Source organism: Agromyces albus, assembly GCF_030815405.1.
In the GTDB taxonomy this organism is placed as follows: Bacteria; Actinomycetota; Actinomycetes; order Actinomycetales; family Microbacteriaceae; genus Agromyces; species Agromyces albus_A.
Genome location: NZ_JAUSWX010000001.1, coordinates 3,365,023 through 3,386,151, shown reverse-complemented (window position 1 = coordinate 3,386,151; position 21,129 = coordinate 3,365,023). Strand labels below are relative to the sequence as shown.

Annotated in this window: 20 protein-coding genes; 10 read left to right on the top strand and 10 right to left on the bottom strand. The window is 70.0% G+C overall.

Annotated elements, in window-relative coordinates; translation table 11 throughout:
• Window positions 1–63 precede the first annotated feature (63 nt).
• A complete protein-coding gene (locus QFZ29_RS16050) occupies window positions 64–2,586 on the top strand; it encodes a rhamnogalacturonan lyase (protein ID WP_306895037.1) in 2,523 nt (840 codons plus the stop codon).
• Between the two features lie 27 nt (window positions 2,587–2,613).
• On the opposite strand, the gene QFZ29_RS16045 is transcribed toward QFZ29_RS16050, so the two are convergent.
• Genes QFZ29_RS16045 through QFZ29_RS16035 form a run of 3 tightly spaced genes read right to left on the bottom strand, consistent with a single transcriptional unit; the run spans window position 2,614 to window position 5,185 of the window.
• Window positions 2,614–3,489 (bottom strand): metal ABC transporter permease, encoded by an 876-nt coding sequence (locus QFZ29_RS16045; RefSeq protein ID WP_306895036.1) that lies wholly within the window; start codon window positions 3,487–3,489, stop codon window positions 2,614–2,616.
• A gap of 2 nt (window positions 3,490–3,491) precedes the next feature.
• Window positions 3,492–4,268: a metal ABC transporter ATP-binding protein gene (locus QFZ29_RS16040; RefSeq protein WP_306895035.1), complete on the bottom strand. Its 777-nt coding sequence runs from the start codon at window positions 4,266–4,268 to the stop codon at window positions 3,492–3,494.
• The gene (locus QFZ29_RS16035) at window positions 4,268–5,185 is read right to left on the bottom strand and encodes a metal ABC transporter substrate-binding protein (RefSeq protein ID WP_306895034.1); all 918 of its coding nucleotides are present in this window, start codon (window positions 5,183–5,185) and stop codon (window positions 4,268–4,270) included. The genes QFZ29_RS16040 and QFZ29_RS16035 overlap by 1 nt, the downstream gene beginning before the upstream one ends.
• Window positions 5,186–5,355: 170 nt before the next feature.
• On the opposite strand from QFZ29_RS16035, the gene QFZ29_RS16030 reads away from it, so the two are divergent.
• The 3 genes from QFZ29_RS16030 to QFZ29_RS16020 all read left to right on the top strand — a co-directional run bounded on the left by QFZ29_RS16030 (window position 5,356) and on the right by QFZ29_RS16020 (window position 7,481).
• The gene (locus tag QFZ29_RS16030; RefSeq protein ID WP_306896765.1) at window positions 5,356–5,979 is read left to right on the top strand and encodes a TrmH family RNA methyltransferase; all 624 of its coding nucleotides are present in this window, start codon (window positions 5,356–5,358) and stop codon (window positions 5,977–5,979) included.
• 28 nt (window positions 5,980–6,007) lie between these two features.
• A complete protein-coding gene (locus tag QFZ29_RS16025; RefSeq protein WP_306895033.1) occupies window positions 6,008–7,024 on the top strand; it encodes a magnesium and cobalt transport protein CorA in 1,017 nt (338 codons plus the stop codon).
• An 88-nt stretch (window positions 7,025–7,112) separates the two neighbouring features.
• Window positions 7,113–7,481, top strand: a complete 369-nt coding sequence (locus QFZ29_RS16020) for a nuclear transport factor 2 family protein (RefSeq protein WP_306895032.1) — start codon at window positions 7,113–7,115, stop codon at window positions 7,479–7,481.
• Between the two features lie 72 nt (window positions 7,482–7,553).
• Here QFZ29_RS16020 and argG read toward each other — a convergent pair whose 3' ends face one another.
• Window positions 7,554–8,981 carry an argininosuccinate synthase gene (gene argG / locus QFZ29_RS16015; protein ID WP_306895031.1) on the bottom strand — a complete coding sequence of 476 codons (1,428 nt, stop codon included), beginning with the start codon at window positions 8,979–8,981 and terminating at the stop codon, window positions 7,554–7,556.
• Window positions 8,982–9,053: 72 nt separating this feature from the next.
• Here argG and QFZ29_RS16010 point away from each other — a divergent pair, with 72 nt between their 5' ends.
• From QFZ29_RS16010 to QFZ29_RS16000, 3 genes are read left to right on the top strand one after another with little or no spacing between them, the layout of a single operon-like run.
• Window positions 9,054–9,623: a DUF3151 family protein gene (locus QFZ29_RS16010; RefSeq protein ID WP_306895030.1), complete on the top strand. Its 570-nt coding sequence runs from the start codon at window positions 9,054–9,056 to the stop codon at window positions 9,621–9,623.
• Between the two features lies 1 nt (window position 9,624).
• Window positions 9,625–10,911, top strand: coding sequence for an adenylosuccinate synthase (locus QFZ29_RS16005; protein ID WP_306895029.1), 1,287 nt, complete (start codon window positions 9,625–9,627; stop codon window positions 10,909–10,911).
• A 20-nt stretch (window positions 10,912–10,931) separates the two neighbouring features.
• The gene (locus QFZ29_RS16000) at window positions 10,932–11,570 is read left to right on the top strand and encodes a GNAT family N-acetyltransferase (RefSeq protein WP_306895028.1); all 639 of its coding nucleotides are present in this window, start codon (window positions 10,932–10,934) and stop codon (window positions 11,568–11,570) included.
• Between the two features lie 43 nt (window positions 11,571–11,613).
• Here QFZ29_RS16000 and QFZ29_RS15995 read toward each other — a convergent pair whose 3' ends face one another.
• The 4 genes from QFZ29_RS15995 to QFZ29_RS15980 are packed head-to-tail and all read right to left on the bottom strand — an operon-like array spanning window position 11,614 to window position 15,477.
• On the bottom strand, window positions 11,614–13,092 hold the full coding sequence (locus QFZ29_RS15995; protein ID WP_306895027.1) for a sodium/solute symporter: 1,479 nt from the start codon (window positions 13,090–13,092) through the stop codon (window positions 11,614–11,616).
• Window positions 13,089–13,514: a hypothetical protein gene (locus QFZ29_RS15990; RefSeq protein WP_306895026.1), complete on the bottom strand. Its 426-nt coding sequence runs from the start codon at window positions 13,512–13,514 to the stop codon at window positions 13,089–13,091. Before QFZ29_RS15990 ends, QFZ29_RS15995 begins: the two co-directional genes overlap by 4 nt.
• Window positions 13,511–14,260 carry a LytR/AlgR family response regulator transcription factor gene (locus QFZ29_RS15985; protein ID WP_129522245.1) on the bottom strand — a complete coding sequence of 250 codons (750 nt, stop codon included), beginning with the start codon at window positions 14,258–14,260 and terminating at the stop codon, window positions 13,511–13,513. The genes QFZ29_RS15990 and QFZ29_RS15985 overlap by 4 nt, the downstream gene beginning before the upstream one ends.
• Window positions 14,257–15,477, bottom strand: coding sequence for a sensor histidine kinase (locus QFZ29_RS15980; protein ID WP_306895025.1), 1,221 nt, complete (start codon window positions 15,475–15,477; stop codon window positions 14,257–14,259). Before QFZ29_RS15980 ends, QFZ29_RS15985 begins: the two co-directional genes overlap by 4 nt.
• Before the next feature lie 201 nt (window positions 15,478–15,678).
• Between QFZ29_RS15980 and QFZ29_RS15975 the strand changes: the two genes are divergently transcribed.
• Together QFZ29_RS15975 and QFZ29_RS15970 are read left to right on the top strand one after the other, a co-directional pair.
• Window positions 15,679–16,068, top strand: a complete 390-nt coding sequence (locus tag QFZ29_RS15975) for a DUF485 domain-containing protein (RefSeq protein ID WP_306895024.1) — start codon at window positions 15,679–15,681, stop codon at window positions 16,066–16,068.
• The gene (locus QFZ29_RS15970) at window positions 16,068–17,684 is read left to right on the top strand and encodes a solute symporter family protein (protein ID WP_306895023.1); all 1,617 of its coding nucleotides are present in this window, start codon (window positions 16,068–16,070) and stop codon (window positions 17,682–17,684) included. The genes QFZ29_RS15975 and QFZ29_RS15970 overlap by 1 nt, the downstream gene beginning before the upstream one ends.
• Window positions 17,685–17,809: 125 nt before the next feature.
• On the opposite strand, the gene lpdA is transcribed toward QFZ29_RS15970, so the two are convergent.
• Together lpdA and QFZ29_RS15960 are read right to left on the bottom strand one after the other, a co-directional pair.
• Window positions 17,810–19,210, bottom strand: coding sequence for a dihydrolipoyl dehydrogenase (gene lpdA, locus QFZ29_RS15965; protein WP_306895022.1), 1,401 nt, complete (start codon window positions 19,208–19,210; stop codon window positions 17,810–17,812).
• A 50-nt stretch (window positions 19,211–19,260) separates the two neighbouring features.
• Window positions 19,261–19,794, bottom strand: a complete 534-nt coding sequence (locus QFZ29_RS15960) for a cupin domain-containing protein (protein WP_306895021.1) — start codon at window positions 19,792–19,794, stop codon at window positions 19,261–19,263.
• 235 nt (window positions 19,795–20,029) lie between these two features.
• Between QFZ29_RS15960 and QFZ29_RS15955 the strand changes: the two genes are divergently transcribed.
• Window positions 20,030–20,935: a DMT family transporter gene (locus QFZ29_RS15955; RefSeq protein ID WP_306896763.1), complete on the top strand. Its 906-nt coding sequence runs from the start codon at window positions 20,030–20,032 to the stop codon at window positions 20,933–20,935.
• The last annotated feature ends 194 nt before the right edge of the window (window positions 20,936–21,129 follow it).

The following is a 21,129-nucleotide window of genomic DNA, read 5'->3' as shown; positions in this document are numbered from 1 at the left end:
GGAAAGCGCTATCCCGTTCCCGATCTCCGCCGACGGGCTACTCGCCCAGAGAAGGATTCGACGATGAATCTCGGACACCATCCGTTCCGCGCAGCCCTGGCGGTCGCCGCCGCCGGCTGCCTGATCGCCGGCATCGCACAACCCGCCACGGCGGCTCCGCCCGACACAGCGCAACCGGCCGGGCCACAGCTCGAGGCCCTCGACCGCGGCCTCGTCGCGATCTCGACCGACCAGGGCGTCTTCCTCAGCTGGCGACTGCTGGGCTCCGAGGCGACCGGCGCCACCCCGACTGGCCTCGCCGGCCCCGACTTCGCGGTCTACCGCGACGGCGAGCAGCTCGCGGTCGTGACTGACAGCACCAACTTCGCCGATGCCGACGGCAGCGCGACCTCGCAGTACACGGTCGCCCCGATCGTGAACGGCGTCGAGCTCGACCAGGGCGCCGCGGCATCCGCTTGGCAGCAGGGCTTCCACGACCTGCCGCTCCAGAAGCCCGCCGACGGGGTCACGCCCGCCGGGGAGGCGTTCACCTACTCGGCGAACGACGTCGCGGTGGGCGACGTCGACGGCGACGGCGCCTACGAGTTCGTCGTGAAGTGGGATCCCTCGAATCAGAAGGACGTCTCGCAGGTCGGCTACACGGGCACGGTGTACCTCGACACCTACGAGCTCGACGGCACCCTGCTCAACCGCATCGACCTCGGCGTCAACATCCGCGCCGGCGCGCACTACACGCAGTTCAACGTCTACGACTTCGACGGTGACGGCCGCGCGGAGATCATGCTGAAGACCGCGCCCGGCACGAAGTCCACGGGCTTCGCGGCCGACGGCTCGGTCACGAACGAGGCCTACGTCACGATGCCCGAGACGGATGTCGCGGCGGGCTACACCCACGCCGACGACTACCGCATGAGCGCGGCCGACTACGAGGAGCACCTCACCGAGATGTTCCAGGGCTGGACCGAGCACCCCGAGGTCGTGGCGGGCAACTGGCCCGCAACCCTCGAGGAGGCGTTCGGCATCCCGGTCGCCCACGAGTACCCGCTCTCGCGTGCGAGCGCGCAGCAGCTCGTCGACCACTTCATCGACGTGTACGCCCCGTCGCGCAGCACCCGCAACCAGCTGCGCAACTTCGCGGGCTTCATCGTCGACGGCCCCGAGTACCTCTCGGTGTTCGACGGTGCGAGCGGCGAAGAGCTCGAGACGATCCCGTACGAGCCGGGTCGCGGCGACGACGGCCTCATGTGGGGCGACTACGCCATGGCCCGCATCGAGCCCGGCAACCGCGTCGACCGGTTCCTCTCCGGCGTCGCATACCTCGATGGTGAGCGCCCCTCGGCGGTCTTCGCCCGCGGCTACTACACGCGCACGACGATCGCGACGTACGACTGGGACGGGGAATCGCTCACGCAGCGCTGGTTCGTCGACAGCGGCCACGCGCCCCTGACGAACCCGTTCAACGATTCGCCCCACGGTCGCGACGGCACCGATCCCGAGTACGGCTCGATCACGACGCAGGGCTTCCACTCACTGAGCGCGGCCGATGTCGACGGCGACGGCAAGCAGGAGATCGTCTACGGCGGCGCCACGATCGACGACGACGGCAGCCTGCTCTACAGCTCGTTCGACGTGATGCCCGAGGGCAGCGCGACGCCCGGGGAGCTCGCCCGGCTCGGCCACGGCGACGCGATGCACGTCGCCGACATCGACCAGGCACGACCGGGCCTCGAGCTGTGGACGGTGCACGAGGGCGGCACGTGGGCGCCGTACGGCTCGGTCATGCGCGACGCCGCGACGGGCGAAGTCATCTTCGGCGCCCACTCGGGTCGTGACACGGGTCGCGGCATGATCGGCGACGTGCGATCGGATGTCGCGGGCATCGAGGTGTGGGCGAGCATGCCCGGCGGCACCGATGCGAGCGGACTGCTCAGCACCCAGGGCGACATCCTCTCTGCGGCGACGCCCGGAACCAACATGTCGATCCGCTGGTCGGCCGCACTCACGACGCAGATCGTGAACGGCAGCGGCGACAACACGCCGACGATCGACGACTGGGAGCGCGGGAACGTGCTCACCGCGACGGGCACGCGTACGAACAACGGCACCAAGGGCAACCCGAGCCTCGTCGCCGATGTCTTCGGCGACTGGCGTGAGGAGCTCCTCGTGCGCACGGTCGACTCGAGCGCGCTGCGCATCTTCACGAGCACCGAGGTCACCGGGCACAAGCTCACGACGCTCATGCACGACCCGCAGTACCGCGTCGAGGCAGCTCGTCAGCAGACGACGTACAACCAGCCGTCGTACACGTCGTACTACCTCGCGAGCGACATGGACTTCGCGAAGGTGCCGATCCTCACGACGCCCGCGACGCCCGTCGGCCCGAAGTTCAAGGACCGCCCTGGCGCCGCGGCCGACACCGTGCAGATCCCGCACGACGAGGCGTTCGCGTACTACGTCGACGGTGAGCTCATCGAGAAGGGCACGTACGACGCCGAGGGCGAGGTCACCGTGGTGGCCGTGCCGAAGGCGTGGGTCTCGATCGCCGACGGCGCCGAGTCGGAGTGGACGGCGGTGTTCGGCGACTGAACCAGGAACAGCTCGGCAGCCGGCACGTCACGCGTTCGCGGTGACCTGTCGGCGCCGGGCCGCCGCCGTCAGCCGTCGACCGATGACGCCGTGCTGGGGCGCGAAGAGGTAGACGAGCGTGAACACGGCGCCCATGGTGAGCACGACCATGCCACCGGATGCCGCGTCGAGGTAGTAGCTGAGGTAGATGCCGACGATCGAGCACGCCGCCGCGATGATCGGCGAGATCACGAGCATGCGGGCGAACCGGTCGGTGAGCAGGTACGCGGTGGCACCGGGGATGATGAGCATCGCCACCACGAGCACGACGCCCACGGCCTGCAGCGCGACGACGACCGTGAGCGCGAGGAGCCCGAGCAGCAGCGCGCCGAGGGCCTTCGGGTTGAGCCCGATCGCGTTGGCGTGCGTGGGGTCGAACGCGTAGAGCGTGAGGTCGCGGCGCTTGAGCACGAGAATCGCGAGCGTCACCACGCCGAGCCCGAGCACTTGCGCGAGGTCGGCCACGCTCACGCCGAGCAGGTTGCCGAACAGGATGTGGCCGAGGTCGGTCTGGCTCGGCACGACGGAGATGAGCACGATGCCGAGGGCGAAGAGGGTCGTGAACACGACGCCGATCGCGGCATCCTCCTTCACGCGGCTCGTCGACCGCACGAGACCGATGAGCGCGACCGCGGCGACGCCGAACACGAGGGCGCCGACCGCGAACGGCGTGCCGAGCAGGTAGGCGAGCACGACACCGGGCAACACGGCGTGCGAGACGGCGTCGCCCATGAGCGACCACCCGATGAGCACGAGCCAGCAGCTGAGCACCCCGCACACGATCGCGGCCGTGACCGTGACGAGGAACGCGCGCTGCATGAAGTCGTAGCCCAGCGGCTCGAGCAGCAGGTCGACCAGGGGCATGCTCACTCCCCCGCTCGGCCGGTGAGATCGAACCCGAACGCCCGCGCGAGGTTCTCGGGGCGCAGCACCTCTTCGGGCGTCGAGTGCATGAGCACGCGCCGCAGCAGGAGGATCGCCTCGTCGGCGAGGCGGGGCAGCCCCTCGAGATCGTGCGAGGAGACGAGCACCGTGCGGCCGTCGGCGGCGAGCTCGCGCAGAAGCTCGGTGATCGTGGCCTCGCTGCGCCGGTCGACTCCCGCGAACGGCTCGTCGAGCAGCAACACCTCGGCGCCCTGCGCGAGCCCGCGGGCGACGAAGGCGCGCTTGCGCTGACCGCCCGAGAGGGCGCCGATGCGGCGGCCGGCGAGGTCGGACAGTTCGACCCGGTCGAGGGCTTCGGCCACCGCTTCGCGGTCGGCGTGCCGAGGATGCCGCGTGAAGTTCTGGAACCCGTAGCGACCCATCATGACGACGTCGTACACGCTGAGCGGGAACGACCAGTCGACGTCTTCGCTCTGCGGTACGTAGCCGACGATGCCCCGCTTGCGTGCGCGCTTCGGAGGCAGGCCCTCGATCGTGACGGTGCCGCGATCGGGCTTGACCGAGCCCATGATCGCCTTGAAGAGCGTGGACTTGCCCGAGCCGTTCATGCCGACCAGGCCGCAGATCGTGCCGCGCTGCAGCGTGATGCTCACGTCGTCGAGGGCGAGCACGTCGCCGTAGTGCACGGTGAGCCCGCGCACGATGAGCGCCGGATCGGATGCCGCGCCCGGAACGTGACCCGTTCGAGTGAACGTCATCACCCACCCCCGGCGAGCGCGTCGGTGATCACGGTGGCGTCGTGGCGGAGCAGGTCGAGATAGCTCGGCACCGGACCGTCGGGGTCCGATAGCGAGTCGACGTAGAGCGTGCCGCCGAACGCGGCATCCGTCGCCTGCACGACCTGCTGCATCGCCTTGTCGGACACCGTGGACTCGCAGAACACCGCTGGCACGCCCTGCTCGTCGACGAACTCGATCGTGCGCGCGATCTGCTGCGGCGTGGCCTGCTGTTCGGCGTTGACGGCCCAGAGGTACTGCTCGGTGAGGCCGGCGTCGCGGGCGAGGTACGAGAACGCGCCTTCGCACGTGACGAGCGCCCGCTCGTTGGCGGGGAGCGTCGCGAGCTCGGCGACGAGCTCGTCGTGCACCTGCTGCAGCTCGGCCTGGTAGGCGCGGCCGTTCGCCGCGTAGTCGGCGGCGTGGTCGGGATCGAGCTCGCTGAACGCGGCGACCATGTTGTCGACGTACACCTGCACGTTGAGCGCCGACATCCACGCGTGCGGGTTCGGCAGGCCCTCGGCGGAGCCGTCGGCGATTGACATCACCTCGACGCCCTCGCTCACGACGACGTGCGGCACATCGAGGCTCTCGACGAACTGCGCGAACCACGCCTCGAGGTTGAGCCCGTTGTCGAGGATGAGGTCGGCGCCCGAGGCGCGGCGCAGATCGCCGGGCGTCGGCTCATAGCCATGGATCTCGGCGCCGACCTTGGTGATTGATTCGACCCGCAGATGCTCGCCCGCGACCTGCTCGGCGATGTCTTCGAGCACGGTGAAGGTCGTCAGCACGACGGGCCGTTCGTCGGCCTCGCCGTTGGCGCTGCTGCCGGTGCATCCGCCGAGCAGCACGGCGGCGGCAGTGAGCCCTGCGGCGGCGGCGACGATGCGTTTCGGCATACCTAAATCGTACACAGATTTCGGTGTGCCGAAAGCGGCGGCCAAAGCTCGCGGCGGACGGCTAGCGTTGAGGTGTGGTTCATGAGCGAGCGGATGCCGCGGGCGAGTCCGGCGAGGGTGTCGGCGACGCCACCCGGCACGACGAGCCCGAGCACGACGAGCCGGTCCTCCTGACGCACGGCGTCGGTCCCTGGCCCGGCGGCGCCGAGGCGTGGCCAGACGACCCCCGGTACGACCCTGAGCTCCTCGAACGCGGCGACACCCGCAACGTCATCGACCGCTACCGGTACTGGCGCATGGAGGCGATCGTCGCCGACCTCGACGCCCACCGGCATCCGTTCCACGTCGCGATCGAGAATTGGCAGCACGACATGAACATCGGCTCGATCGTGCGCAGCGCCAACGCGTTCGCCGCCGACACCGTGCACATCATCGGGCGCCGCCGCTGGAACAAGCGCGGCGCGATGGTGACCGATCGCTACCAGCACCTCGAGCATCACGCGGATGTCGCGGCCTTCGCCGAGTGGGCGCGCGCGGCATCCGTGCCCATCATCGCCGTCGACAACGTCGAGGGCGCCGTGCCGATCGAGGCATTCGCGTGGCCCGAGCGATGCGTGCTCCTCTTCGGGCAGGAGGGCCCGGGCCTCTCGGCAGAGGCGACCGCCGCGGCCGACGCCATCGTCGAGATCACGCAGTTCGGGTCGACCCGATCGCTCAACGCGAGCGCGGCCGCCGCGATCGCCATGCACTCGTGGGTGCTCACCCATGGCCGGTTCGGCGCGCCCCCGGCCTGACCCTCGGGCATGCGGCAGACTGGAACGGATGCCGGTCATCGACAACGCGATCTACAACGGCGGCGTGCGCGTCGCCACGCCCGTGACCCTTGAAGAGACGTTCGAGACTCGGGAGGCACACGGCGGCTTCGCCTGGATCGGCCTCTACCGTCCGACCGATGCGGAACTCGACGCCGTCGCGAGCGAGTTCGGGCTGCACCCGCTCGCTGTCGAAGACGCGCGGAAGGGCCACCAGCGTGCCAAGCTCGAGCGCTACGGCGAGACGCTCTTCGTGGTGCTGCGCCCGGCCCGCTACCTCGACGACGTCGAGCAGGTCGAGTTCGGCGAGCTCCACATGTTCGTCGGGCGGGACTTCACGATCTCCATCCGGCGGGCCGAGTCACCCAACCTCGCCAAGGTGCGCCATCGGCTCGAGGCCTCGCCTGAGCTGCTCATGAAGGGGCCTGAGGCGGTGCTCTACGCCGTGCTCGACGAGGTCGTCGACGAATACCTCCCGGTGCTCACGGGCCTCGAGAACGACATCGACGAGATCGAGGAGCAGCTCTTCGACGGCGACCCGGCAGTGACGCGGCGCATCTACGACCTCGCGAGCGAGGTCATGGAGTTCCAGCGCGCGACCCGCCCGCTCGTCGACATGTTCGCGGCGCTCGAGCACGGCTTCGAGAAGTACGGCGTCGACCTCGAGCTGCGGCGGTATCTGCGTGACGTCAAGGACCACGTTCTCCGCGTCGTCGACCGCGGCGAGGCGTTCCGCCAGTTGCTGCAGAACGCACTCTCGGTGCATGCCACGCTCGTCGGCCAGCGGCAGAACGAGGAGATGAAGCGACTCACCGAGACGAGCCTCGCGCAGAGCGAGCAGACGAAGAAGATCTCGAGCTGGGCGGCCATCCTGTTCGCCCCCACCCTCGTCGGCACGATCTACGGCATGAATTTCGCCTACATGCCCGAGCTCGACTGGGTGCTGGGGTACCCGTTCGCGGTGCTGCTCATGGTCGGGCTCGGCTTCGTGCTGTACGGGGTCTTCAAACGCCGCGGCTGGCTCTGAGCGGATGCCGCAGGCGGCGCTCCGGGCACACCCGGCGCATCTCGCCGGTGCCCTTCCCGCGGCATCCGATCGCCGTTAGCGTGGGGACATGACCGAGATCACCGACGATCTGCCCGCCCGACTGCTGCACGAGGAGCACGCCGGATGGCGGGCGATCCTCGAAGGTCGCGGCGGTGAGCACTACGCCAGGGCCATGACGCGCGACGCGCTCATGGTCGTCGAGGGGGCGATGCTCGGCCGCGATGAGATGATGGCCGCGTTCCGCAACACCCAGCCGTGGGACTCCTACGAACTGCACGAGCCGGCCGTCATCCGCCTTGGCGACCATGCGGGCGTGCTCGTCTACCGAGCGGTCGCGCGCCGTGGCGACGACACCGCGAACCTGCGGATGTCGACGACCTACCTCTACGACGACGGCGCATGGCGAGTGGCCGCGCACCAGCAGACGCCCGCCTGACGGGTGCGGGTGCCCGATCGGCGCTGCCGGTCAGGCGGTGCCGGTCAGGCGGTGCCGGTCAGGCGGTGCCGGTCAGTCGGTGCCGAGGTCGAACGCCGCGCCCTCGTTCGCGGCATCCGTCGCGGCCTCGAGGTCGGTCTCGAGCGCGCCTGCAGCGATCGCGGCGGCTTCGCCCTGCACCAGATCGCCCATGAGCTTCGCCGTCTCGCCGCCGACGATGCCCTGCATCGCATACTGCTCGAGGCGGGCCCGCGAGTCGGCGATGTCGAGGTTGCGCATCGTGAGCTGGCCGATGCGGTCGAGCGGGCCGAACGCGGCCCCGTCGACGCGCTCCATCGAGAGCTTGTCGGGGTGGTAGCTGAGCACGGGGCCGCGGGTGTCGAGGATCGTGTAGTCGTCGCCTCGGCGCAGGCGCAGCGTGACCTCGCCGGTGACGGCCGAGCCGACCCAGCGCTGCAGCGACTCGCGCAGCATGAGCGACTGCGGGTCGAGCCAGCGGCCCTCGTACATGAGCCGGCCGAGCCGGCGCCCCTCCTGGTGGTAGCTCGCGAGGGTGTCTTCGTTGTGGATCGCGTTGAGCAGGCGCTCGTAGGCGATGTGCAGCAGCGCCATGCCGGGCGCCTCGTAGATGCCGCGGCTCTTCGCCTCGATGATGCGGTTCTCGATCTGGTCGGAGACGCCGAGGCCGTGCCGGCCGCCGATGGCGTTCGCCTCGAGCACGAGCGCCACGGCATCGGCGAACTCGACGCCGTTGAGCGACACCGGGCGTCCGGCCTCGAAGCCGACGGTGACGTCTTCGGTGTCGATCACGACGTCGTCGCGCCATGACGGCACGCCCATGATGGGCTCGACGATCTCGACGCCCGTGTCGAGGTGCTCGAGGGTCTTCGCCTCGTGCGTGGCACCCCAGATGTTCGAATCGGTGGAGTAGGCCTTCTCGGCCGAGGCGCGGTAGGGGAATCCGCGCGCGACCATCCACTCGCTCATCTCGGTGCGACCGCCGAGCTCGGTGACGAACGCCTCGTCGAGCCACGGCTTGTAGATGCGCAGGCGCGGGTTCGCGAGCAGGCCGTAGCGGTAGAACCGCTCGATGTCGTTGCCCTTGTAGGTGGAGCCGTCGCCCCAGATCTCGACGTCGTCGTCGCGCATCGCGCGCACGAGCAGCGTGCCGGTGACGGCACGGCCGAGCGGAGTGGTGTTGAAATACATCTTGCCGCCGGAGCGGATGTGGAATGCACCGCACGCGAGTGCCACGAGGCCCTCCTCGACGAGCGCAGCGCGGCAGTCGACGAGTCGCGCGATCTCGGCGCCGTACTCCTTGGCGCGCCCGGGCACCGCCTCGACGTCGGGCTCGTCGGGCTGGCCGAGGTCGGCGGTGTACGTGCAGGGCACGGCGCCCTTCTCGCGCATCCAGGCGACGGCGACGGAGGTGTCGAGACCTCCGGAGAAGGCGATGCCGACGCGCTCGCCGACGGGAAGGCTCGTGAGGACTTTCGACATGGGCTCCAGCCTACTTGGGGCGCGGGGGTGCGGCCGTCTCGGGCCGTGAAGGCGCCCGCGATAAGGTTGAGTGTGACTGCAGACGAATCAACTCAGGAGACCGAGGCGTCACTCGCCGACGAACCCGAGGTTCGCCAGGCGCTCGCCGACGGGAATCGCGGCTCGGTCGTGGCCGTCGTGGCCGACCATCCGTCGTCGCCGCTGGCGTGGACCGAGCTCGCCGACATCGCCGACTCCGAGGGCCGCGCGATCGAGGCGTTCGCCTTCGCGTCGGTCGCCGCCGAGTTCGCACGCGACCAGCTCGCGGCATCCGGCTGGCAGCCCGGTGAGGCCGTGCCGTGGTCCGACGAGCGCAACCGCGCCTTTCTCCGAGCGCTCGACACGCAACGCCGGGCCGCCATCGAGCTCGGCCTCAACGACCGCGCAGCGCGACTCGCGGGCGAGCTCTCGAGCGCCGACCCCGACGCGCCGGCCCGCATCGCCTCGGAGTTCACGCCCACCCAGCTCATCTCGGTCGTCACGACCGCCCAGCTCTTCGAAGCCGCTGCCGCCAACGAGGCGCACACCGCTGCCGTCGTCGAGGCGCGCGCCGGTGAACCACTCGCAGAACCCGCCGTGCTCGACGCGGCAGGAGAGGACTGATATGCCCGCGGTCGTACTCATCGGTGCACAGTGGGGCGACGAGGGCAAGGGCAAGGCCACCGATCTGCTCGGTTCACGGCTCGACTATGTCGTGAAGTTCAACGGCGGCAACAACGCCGGGCACACGGTCGTCGTCGGCGATGAGAAGTACGCCCTGCACCTGTTGCCCTCCGGCATCCTCACGCCCGGCGTCACCCCCGTCATCGCCAACGGCGTGGTCGTCGACATCGAGGTGCTCTTCGAGGAGCTCGAGGGACTCTCGAGCCGAGGGGTGGATGTCTCGAGGCTGCGCATCTCCGCCAACGCGCACCTCATCACGCAATATCACCGCACGCTCGACAAGGTCACCGAGCGCTTCCTCGGCAAGCGCCAGATCGGCACGACGGGCCGCGGCATCGGCCCGGCCTACGCCGACAAGATCAACCGCGTCGGCATCCGCATGCAAGACCTCTTCGACGAGAACATCCTGCGGCAGAAGGTCGAGGGCGCACTCGACCAGAAGAACCACCTGCTCCTGAAGGTCTACAACCGGCGCGCGATCGGCGTCGACGAGGTCGTCGACGAGCTGCTCGGCTACGTCGAGCGGTTGCGGCCCATGGTCACCGACACCTCGCTGCTGCTGCACCGCGCGCTCGACAAGGGCGAGACGGTGCTCTTCGAGGGTGGGCAGGCCACGATGCTCGACGTCGACCACGGCACCTACCCGTTCGTCACCTCGTCGAACGCCACGAGCGGCGGCGCCGTCACGGGCTCCGGCATCGCGCCGAACCGCATCGACCGCGTCATCGGTGTCGTGAAGGCCTACACGACGCGCGTGGGCGCCGGCCCGTTCCCCACCGAGCTATTCGACGAGTGGGGCGACTTCCTCACCGACCGCGGCCGAGAGTTCGGCACCACCACGGGCCGCCGCCGCCGCACCGGCTGGTACGACGCTCCGATCGCGCGCTACACGTCGCGAGTGAACGGCGTCACCGACTTCGTGCTCACGAAGCTCGACGTGCTCACCGGGCTCGAGCGCATCCCCGTCGCGGTGGGCTACGAGGTCGAGGGCGAACGCGTCGACGAGGTGCCCGTCTCGCAGTCCGACTTCCACCACGCGAAGCCCGTGTACGAGGAGTTCCCCGGCTGGACGGAAGACATCTCGGGCGCTCGCTCGCTCGACGCCCTCCCGGCCAACGCGCAGAGCTACGTGCGCGAGCTCGAGGCGATCAGCGGTTCGCGCATCTCGGCGATCGGCGTCGGCCCCGGTCGCGACCAGATCATCGAGCTGCACGACCTGCTCGACTGAGCCGTGCCGAGATTCGTGCGGTGACCGCCACTCGCCCCGCCGCCGACGAGATCGTCGGCCGATTCATCCGTCTCACTCCGTTCGCCGAGACCGACATCCCCGCGCTGCACCGCGCGCTTTGCCGCCCAGAGGTCTTCGCGGGCGGGTATGGCGGCGGGCCCGCCGGGCTGCCGGCCGACCTCGCGGCGTTCGAGCGGTTCGCTCGCGCCTACTACATCGCGGGGCCCGATGCCCTGCCGTGGACCATTCGCGTGCACGGCGGGCCCGACGACGGCACGGTCGTGGGTGCGAGCACGCTCGGCGACCTCGACCCGGGCAACGAGTCGGCGCACATCGGGTGGACGGCGTACGACCCGCGCGTGTGGGGCACCGCCGTGAATCCCGAGGCGAAACTGCTGCTGCTCGGGCTCGCATTCGATCACGGGTTCGGTCGTGTGAAGCTGCAGGCGGATGCCCGGAACGCCCGCTCGCGCGCGGCGATCCTGAAGCTCGGGGCCCGATTCGAGGGCATCGCGCGCCGTCACAAGCGACGCGCCGACGGGTCGTGGCGCGACTCCGCCATCTACTCCGTCATCGTCGACGAGTGGCCCGAGGTGCGGGCCGGACTCGAGGCGCGGCTCGCAGCGTGGGGCGATCGACCGGTGACGGTGGTCGAGTAGCCGCGAAGCCGCCTATCAAGCCACCCGCGCGGCATCCGCTCGCCTAACCGCCCCGCTCGACACGCGCCTCGGGCACGTGCAACCGGGTGAGGAACGCGTCGGTGCCCCGCGGTGTGCCGCGCCGGTCGGCGCGCGAGACCACCACGGTCACAAGCACGGCGAGCGGAACGGTCCACGCGGCGGGCTGCTCGAGGAACGGGCGGATGCCGGGCCGCGCCGCCGAGATCGCGGCGCCGCCGAGGATGGCCGCGCCCGAGAGCACCGCGCCCGTCGCCATGCCGGCGATCGCGCCGCGCGCGGTGAGGCCGCGCCACCAGATGCCCAGGATGAGCATCGGACAGAGCGTCGACGCCGTGAACGCGAAGACGAGTCCGACGCTGCCCGCGAGCCCGGTCGACTCGGTCGCGAGCGCGACGACGAGCGGCACGAACGACGACGCGATCGCCGCGATGCGGAAGCCGCGCACGCTGCCGCCGAGCAGGTCTTGGCTGATGACGCCCGCGAGCGAGACGACGAGTCCCGACGACGTCGAGAGGAACGCCGCGAACGCCCCCGCGATGACGAGCGCGGTGAGCAGGTCGCCCGCGACGCCCGGGATGAGCCGGTCGGGCAGCAGCAGGATGAGGGCATCGGCCTCGCCGGTCGCGGCGAGGTCGGGGGCGAACGCACGGCCGATGAAGCCGAAGGCCGTGGGGAAGAGGTAGAACACCGAGAGCAGCACGAGCACGATCACCGTCGTACGTCGGGCGGCCGCGCCGTCTGGGTTCGTGTAGAAGCGCACGAGCACGTGCGGGAGGCCGAGGGTGCCGAGGAGCAGCGCGACCATGAGCGAGACCGTGCGGTACACCTCGAGGTCGCCCGGACCCGCCGCCGGCGGGAAGGCGTCGGCGGGGCTGAGCTCCGCCTGCGAGCCGCCGCCGATCACGAGGAGCAGCGCGACCGCGGGCACCGCGAGCGCCGTGAGCTTGAGCCAGAACTGGAACGCCTGCACGAACGTGATCGAGCGCATGCCGCCCGCGGCCACGATCACCGAGACGATGACGGCGACCGCGAGCGACCCGGCCCACGACGGCAGGCCCGTGGTGATGCGCACCGTGAGCGCGGCGCCCTGCAGCTGCGGCACGATGTAGAACCAGCCGATGACGATCACGAGGAGGCTCGTGACCCGGCGTGCCCACGGCGACTCGAGCCGCGCCTCGGTGAAGTCGGGGATCGTGTAGGCGCCCGATCGTCGCAGGGGCGCGGCGACGAAGAGCAGCAGCATGAGGTACCCGGCGGTGTAGCCGATGGGGAACCACAGCGCCGACGAGCCCGTGAGCAGGATGAGCCCCGCGATGCCGAGGAACGATGCCGCCGAGAGGTACTCGCCGCCGATCGCCGAGGCGTTCCACCACGGGCGCACAGTGCGCGAGGCGACGTAGAAGTCGCTCGTCGTGCGCGAGACGCGCAGTCCGTAGAAGCCGATGAGGGCCGAGGCGAGGGCGACCGCGGCGATCGCGGTGTAGCCGATCGCGGCGTTCACTCCTCCTCCGTGAGCGAGCGGTAGCGCGCCTCGTTGCGCGTCGCGGCGCGCACGTAGAGCCCGCCGACGGTGATCGCGAGCGGGTACACGCCCACGCCGAGCAGCAGCCACGAGAGCGGTACGCCGATCACGAACGTCGAGTCGAGCGCGGGCACGAGCGCGATCGCGAGCACGAAGAGCGCGGTCGCGGCGACGAATCCGATGGCCACGACGATCGCGAGCCGCAACTGCGAGCGGATGAGCGAGCGGACGTAGACGCCGGCGATGTCGCTCGTCGGCGCGGGGGCGCCCAGTCCTCGCGCCGCGACCGGACGAGCGGATGCCGCGGCGGTACCGGTGCCCGGGCGCGGCGCGGTGACGCGGACTCGTGCGGGTGCGGCATCCGTCGCGGCATCCGTCACCGAAATGTCGTCGGCAGTCACGATCTCGGCCGGATGGTCGCGGACTCGAGGCGGTCGCGAAGCGCTGGGAGGAGCCGGCGGCTCACGGGCAGCTCGGCGCCGCCGACGGTGACGCTCGGGTGGTCGGAGCCGAGGCGGATGCGGCCGACGTGGCCGAGCGCCACGAGGTACGAGCGGTGCACGCGCACGAACCCCGCGTCGGCCCATTGCCGTTCGAGATCGGACATCGGCACGCGCACGAGGTAGCTCGCCTCCTCGGTGTGCAGCCGCGCGTAGTCGCCCTGCGCCTGCACGTAGCGCACCTCGTCGCGCCGGATCATCCGCGTCGTGCCGCCCAGTGTCACCGCGATCATCTCGGGCTGCGGGTCGGATGCCGCGGCGCCGGCGTGTGCCGCCGCGGCGGCGTTCAGCGCCTCGGCCACGCGCGTCACCGACCGGTGCAATCGCTCGGTGCGCACGGGCTTCAGCAGGTAGTCGACCGCCGCGAGGTCGAAGGCCTCGAGCGCGCCCTCCTCGTCGGCGGTCACGAAGACGAGCGCCGGGCGATGCTCGAAGCGCTGCAAGGCGCGGGCGAGATCGAAGCCCGTGAGGCCCGGCATGTGGATGTCGAGGAACGCCGCGTCGACTGGCTCGCGAGTGAGCAGGCGGATCGCCTCGGCGCCCGTGTTCGCCTGGTGGATCACGCCGATGCGAGGGTCTTGGCGGAGCAGGAACGCCAGCTCGTCGATCGCGGGCTGCTCATCGTCGGCGATGAGGACGGAGATCATCGATCCAGTCTCCCATCGGTGCGCAGCGCGGTGCCGGCGGATGCCGTGACTCGGCCGGGCTGGGACTTCGGCACCCGCAACCGCACGAGCGTGCCCGCCCCGACGTTGGTCTCGACGACGAGACCGTGCTCCTCGCCGTACACCTGCCGCAAGCGCGCGTCGACGTTGCGGAGGCCGACGTGCTCGCCGGGCGACCCGCCGGCGAGCACCGCCGCGAGCGTCTCGGGGTCGATGCCGGCGCCGTCGTCCTCGACGCTGAGCTCGGCGAACGCGCCGGAGTCCTCGGCGGTGATCGTGATGCGCCCGCCGCCCTCCTTCGACTCGAGGCCGTGCCGCACGGCGTTCTCGACGAGCGGCTGGATCGAGAGGAACGGCACGACCGTCGACAGCACCTCTGGCGCGATCTGCAGGGTCACCTTCAGCCGGTCGCCGAAGCGGGCGCGTTCGAGGCGCAGGTAGCTGTCGATCGACCGCAGCTCCTCGGCGACCGTCGTGAAGTCGCCGTGCCGGCGGAACGAGTAGCGGGTGAAGTCGGCGAACTCGAGCACGAGCTCGCGAGCCTGCGCCGGGTCGGTGTTGATGAACGAGGCGATCGCGTTGAGCGAGTTGTAGATGAAGTGCGGGCTGATCTGCGCGCGGAGGGCACGCACCTCGGCCTCGGCCAGGGCGGCGCGCGAGGCGTCGAGCTCACCGAGCTCCACTTGGGCGGCCACCCAATCGGCGACCTCGCCCGTGGCGCGCACGAGCCCTGCCCGAACGGGTGCCGCGAAGGCCACGATCGCCCCGACCGAGCGCCCGCCGCTGAGAATCGGTGCGGCGACGGCATCCGTCTCCCGATCGCCGATCGCGATGCGGCGCTGCACCTGGGCCCTGCCCGACGCGCTCACCTCGGCGGCGAGCCGTGCCGCGACGGTGCGCACGGCCTCGTCGCCGTCGACCGTGACGAGCCCTGCCGGATCGACGATCGCGAGGCTCTCGCAGCGCAGCAACGCCCGAAGGTGGCGCCCGGCGCGGATCGCGTCGTCTTCACCCACGCCGCCGCGCAAGTGCTTCGCGGCTCGCGAGGCGAGGTGCAGCGTCTGGTACGTGGCGCGTTCGACGTCGGTGCCGAGATCTTTCGACGCGAGCACGATGCGGCGCAGCAGCAGCACGACTCCGACGGCGAGCGCACCCGCCACGACGCCGGCGGCCGCGGCGAGCAACATCGACTCGGGCATGCACGACACTGTAGCCGTCGTTCGTCGACGCCGATTCACCGTTCGTCGCACGTGCAGCGCCGCTCACCGACGACGAACGGTGCGGGCCCCTACGCCCGGGGCGGGCGCGCGAGACTGCTGGCACTGCGCAATGCAGCGGCGCGGCGGAAGCCCGCCGACCCCCTCGAAGGCCATTCTCGAACATCTCGAAGGAGAGACGCCATGGGCAATGATGCCCTGAGCGCGGAGACTGCGACGGCACCCGACGTCGACTACCGCGCCGTGCAAGATTCAGCAGAATTCCAGACCCTCCGGCGCACGCATCGGAGGTTCGTCTTCCCCGTGCTCGGCGCGTGCCTCGTCTGGTACCTCGCCTACGTGCTGCTTGCCGGCTACGCGCACGACTTCATGTCGACGCCCGTGTTCGGAAGCATCAACGTCGCGATCCTGCTCGGGCTCGCGCAGGTCGTCACCACGTTCGCGGTCACGACCTGGTACGTGAGCTTCGCGAACCGCAAGCTCGACCCGCTCTCTGAGGAGATCCGCGATGAGCTCGAGACCGATGGCCTCGGCACGCCCGCCGCGGCATCCCAGGCAGGGGTGAACCGCTGATGCGACCCTTCGAAGCCGCCCCCGTGACCTCGCCCGGCGAGCCGTGGCTCAACATCGCCATCTTCGGCGCGTTCGTCGCGATCACGATGATCATCGTGTTCCGCGCGAGCCGCAACAACAAGACCGCCGCCGACTACTACGCCGCCGGACGCTCCTTCACGGGCGGCCAGAACGGCTCTGCGATCGCGGGAGACTACCTCTCGGCGGCGTCGTTCCTCGGCATCGTCGGCGCGATCGCGATCACGGGCTACGACGGGTTCCTCTACTCGATCGGATTCCTCGTGGCGTGGCTCGTCGCGCTGCTCCTCGTGGCGGAGCTCCTCCGCAACACGGGCAAGTTCACGATGGCCGACGTGCTCTCGTTCCGCCTCAAGCAGCGGCCGGTGCGCATCGCGGCAGCGACGACGACGCTCGTCGTGTGCTTCTTCTACCTGCTCGCGCAGATGGCCGGCGCCGGCGGGCTCGTCTCGCTGCTCCTCGGCGTGGGCGATCAGGTCGGCCAGGCGCTCGTCATCACGGTCGTGGGCGCGCTCATGATCCTCTACGTGCTCATCGGCGGCATGAAGGGCACGACCTGGGTGCAGATCATCAAGGCCGTGCTCCTCATCGCGGGTGCGGGCGTCATGACGGTGTGGGTGCTCGCGATCAACGGGTTCAGCTTCTCGACGCTCCTCGACAACGCGGTCGCCATCTCGGGCAACCCCGAGATCCTGAATCCGGGCATCAAGTACGGAGTGTCGGATGTCGCGAAGGTCGACTTCCTCTCACTCGGTCTCGCCCTCGTGCTCGGCACCGCGGCACTGCCGCACGTGCTCATGCGCTTCTACACTGTGCCCACCGCCAAGGAAGCCCGGAAGTCCGTCGTCTGGGCGATCTGGCTCATCGGCATCTTCTACGTGTTCACGCTCGTGCTCGGCTACGGTGCTGCGGCGCTCGTCGGCCCCGAGGCCATCGCGGCGGCGCCCGGCGGCCCGAACTCGGCGGCCCCGCTGCTCGCGTTCGAGCTCGGCGGGCCGCTCCTGCTCGGCCTCATCTCGGCGATCGCGTTCGCGACGATCCTCGCGGTCGTCGCGGGCCTCACGATCACGGCAGCTGCCTCCTTCGCACACGACATCTATGCGAGCGTCGTGAAGAAGGGCAAGCCGGCCGCCGGCGCCGAGGTCAAGGTGGCGCGTCGCACGGTCGTCATCATCGGCGTCGTCGCGATCATCGGCGGCATCGGGGCGAACGGGCAGAACGTCGCGTTCCTCGTGGCGCTCGCGTTCGCGGTGGCGGCGTCGGCGAACCTGCCGACGATCGTGTACTCGCTCTTCTGGAAGCGCTTCACCACTCAGGGCGCCATCTGGAGCATGTACGGCGGACTCGCGTCGGTGATCCTCCTCATCGCCTTCTCGCCGGTCGTCTCGGGTTCCGTGACGTCGATGCTGAAGAGCGAGGAGATCAACTTCGCGATCTTCCCGCTCTCCAACCCCGGCATCGTCTCGATCCCGCTGGCCTTCTTCCTCGGCTGGCTCGGCACGGTGCTCGACAAGACCATCGAGAGCCCGGCGAAGCAGTCGGAGATGGAGGTGCGCTCCCTCACTGGCGTCGGCGCCGAGAAGGCGGTGCGCCACTAGAGACTTCGGCGCGGCGGGAATGCCTGCCCATGCCGCGCCGAACGAACAGACGGGGGCGGATGCCGCGACTTCGCGTTGCGGCATCCGCCCCCGTTGTTGTTCACCGGTGGTCGACTCGACCACCGTCACATGTTGATCATGTGACCCGCGAGGCCGTGGTAGGCCTCCTGCAACGCCTCGGAGAGCGTCGGATGCGTGTGCACGTTGCGGCCGAGCTCGAGGCCGCCGAGGTCCCACTTCTGGGCGAGGGTGAGTTCAGGCAGGAGCTCGGAGACATCCGGTCCGATGAGGTGGCCGCCGAGCAGCTCGAGGTGCTTCGCATCGGCGACGAGCTTCACGAAGCCCGTCGGGTCGCCGAGTCCGTGCGCCTTCGCGTTCGCCGAGAACGGGAACGTGGAGACCTTCACGTCGTAGCCCTCGTCGCGCGCCTGCTGCTCGGTGAGACCGAAGCTCGCGACCTGCGGCGCGCAGAACGTGGCTCGCGGCATCATGCGGTAGTCGCCGAGCGGCATGGTCTCCGCGCCGCCGATCGTCTCGGCCGCCACGACCCCCATCGCCTCGGCGACGTGCGCGAGCATGAGCTTCGCGGTGACGTCGCCGATCGCGAAGATGTGCGGGACGCTCGTGCGCATGAACTCGTCGATGTCGATGGCGCCGCGATCGGTGAGTTGCACGCCGGTGGCCTCGAGGCCGAAGCCGTCGACGTTCGGTGCGAAGCCGACCGCCATGAGCACGCGGTCGACCTCGAGCGAACCGGGCTGGTCGTCGGCGCCAGTGTAGGCCACGGTGACGGAGGTCCCGTTGTCGGTGACCGTCTGCACCTTCGTCGAGGTGAGGATCGGCACGCCGAGCTTGCGGTACTGCTTCGTGATCTCCTTCGACACGTCGACGTCCTCGTTCGGCAGCGCCCGGTCGAGGAACTCGATGATGGTGACCTCGACGCCGAAGTTGCGCACGATGAATGCGAACTCCATGCCGATCGCACCGGCGCCGATGACGGCGATCGAACGCGGGAGGTCGCGGTCCATGATCTGCGTGTCGTAGGTGACGACGTTCGGCGAGAGCTCGACACCGGGCAGGAGCTTCACGCGCGAGCCGGTCGCGATGATCGCGTTGTCGAAGGTGAGGGTCTCGGTCGACCCATCGGCTTTCGCCACGTCGATGGTGTTCGCATCGCGGAACGTGCCGCGACCGTCGACCTCGGTGATCTGGTTCTTCTTCATGAGGTAGTGCACGCCCTTGACGCGACCTTCTGCGACCTGGCGGCTGCGCTCGTATGCCACGCCGTAGTCGAACGTCGCGTCGCCTGAGATGCCGAACGTGGCGGCCTGCGCGTGGAAGATGTGGGCGAGCTCGGCGTTGCGGAGCAGGGCCTTCGACGGGACGCATCCGATGTTCAGGCACACCCCGCCCCAGTACTTCTCCTCGATCACCGCGGTGCGCAGGCCGAGTTGTGCGGCGCGGACGGCGGCGACGTATCCGCCGGGCCCGGCGCCGAGGACGACGACATCGAAATGGCTGGTCATCGGCCCAGCCTAGAGGGGTGCAGGTGGACTCGATACGGCTGCTTCGCGGCCTACTCGATCACCGGGTCGATGGGGTCGCAGTTGGCCAGGTCGGTCTCGGCGAGCGGCTTGCCCTCCGCGGTGACGTAGGTCACGAGGAGCACGACCTCGTCGTCGCTCAGGTTCATGCCCTTGTGCACGTACGAGGCGCCCTCCACGATCGTGTCGCCCGCCTCGTAGACGTGCACCCCGTCGGGGTAGACCGGGGCGTGGTGGGTGAACTCGCCGGACTCGACGACCGCGATGAGCTGGCCGTAATGGCAGTGCAGGCCGGTGCCCGCGCCGGGCTCGAGCGTGATGCGGCGGTAGGTGACGGTGACCGGGCCATCGACCTCGACGTCGATGGCGTCCTCGCTGTCGCCGGCCCCGAGCTCCTCGACCGTGACGGGCGATTCGGTCGCGGTCGCTGTCGAGGGAGGGCTCGCGGTGGTCGCGGCGGGCGTCGAGGCGGGGCTCGCGGCGCATCCGGCCAGGGCGACGATCGCTCCGAGTACCACGGCTGCGACGGCGGAAGCGCGCGTGGCCGGCGTAGTGGACGAGGACATGCCCCCGATCCTATGGAGGCGGTCGTGCGGCCGACCGCTCCGCCCCACCCCCAGAACGGGCCGCGACTGCCGACGTCCGGCGGATTCCGGACACGTACCTTCAGGAGGCTCCCCGCCTGTCGGTGGCGGGGCATACGCTCGACCGGTGAGCACCACCACGGCACCACAGGTCACTGCGCCGGCATCCGCATCGAAGCGCCCGGGGCGACTGTCGACGTGGTCGCAGTTCCTCGCGATGGGCCTCGTGTGGGGTGCGAGCTTCCTCTTCATGAAAGTGTCGTTGGAGGGCGTCTCGTTCGGCCAGGTCGCGTGGTCGCGCACCCTGCTCGGTGCGCTCGCGCTCGGCGTGATCGTACTCATCATGCGTCCGCGCGTGCCGCGGGCCGACGGCACGCCGGGTCCGGTGCTGCCCCGTGAGCGCGTCGTGTGGCTGCACTTCCTCGTCGTCTCGCTCACGACGTGCGTGATCCCGTATCTCGCGTTCGCGTGGGCCGAGCAGTACGTCTCGTCGAGCCTCGCCTCGATCTACAACGCGACGACGCCGATCATGACGGCGATCATGGCCACGCTCGTGTTCCGCGTCGAGCGGCTCGTGCTGGGCCGTTGGGCCGGCGTCGGCGTCGGCATCGTGGGGGTGCTCGTGGTCATCGGTCCGTGGCAGTACTCGGCGCTCACCGGCAGCCTCGCCGGGCAGCTCGCGTGCCTCGTCGCCACCGCCTGCTACGGCTTCACCTTCGGCTACCAGCGTCGCTTCCTCAGCCAGCGGCCGATCGCGCCTGCGACGTTCGCGTTCCTCTCGATCGGCGTCTCGGCCGTGGTCATGCTCGCGCTCACGCCGTGGATCGCCCTGACTCCGGTCGACCTCGACTGGACGATCACGGGCTCCCTCCTCGCGCTCGGCGTGCTCGGCACGGGCCTCGCCTACATCTGGAACATCAACGTGCTGCGCGCGTGGGGCCCCACGGGCACGTCGACGGTGACGTACGTCACGCCGGTCGTCGGCGTCGTCCTCGGCGTGCTCCTCCTCGACGAGACGTTCTCCTGGCACGAGCCGGTCGGCGCCGTGCTCGTGCTGCTCGGCATCCTGCTCGCGCAGGGCAGGCTCCGGATGCCGCGCCGCCGCGTTCCCGCTGCCGCCTGACCCCGGCCGCGTTCTCGCTGCCCTCGCGCGCGCCACCTCGAGCGCGTCACTTTCCGCCACTGGGAGCCCACTCGCGCGCCCGAATTGGCGCAATCTGACGCGCTCGCCGGCAACTTCTCCGCTCGCACTTGACACGCGCCATCCCGACATGGTTGGTTAGCTACGTAAGTAACTAACCAAATAAGCTCGACCCG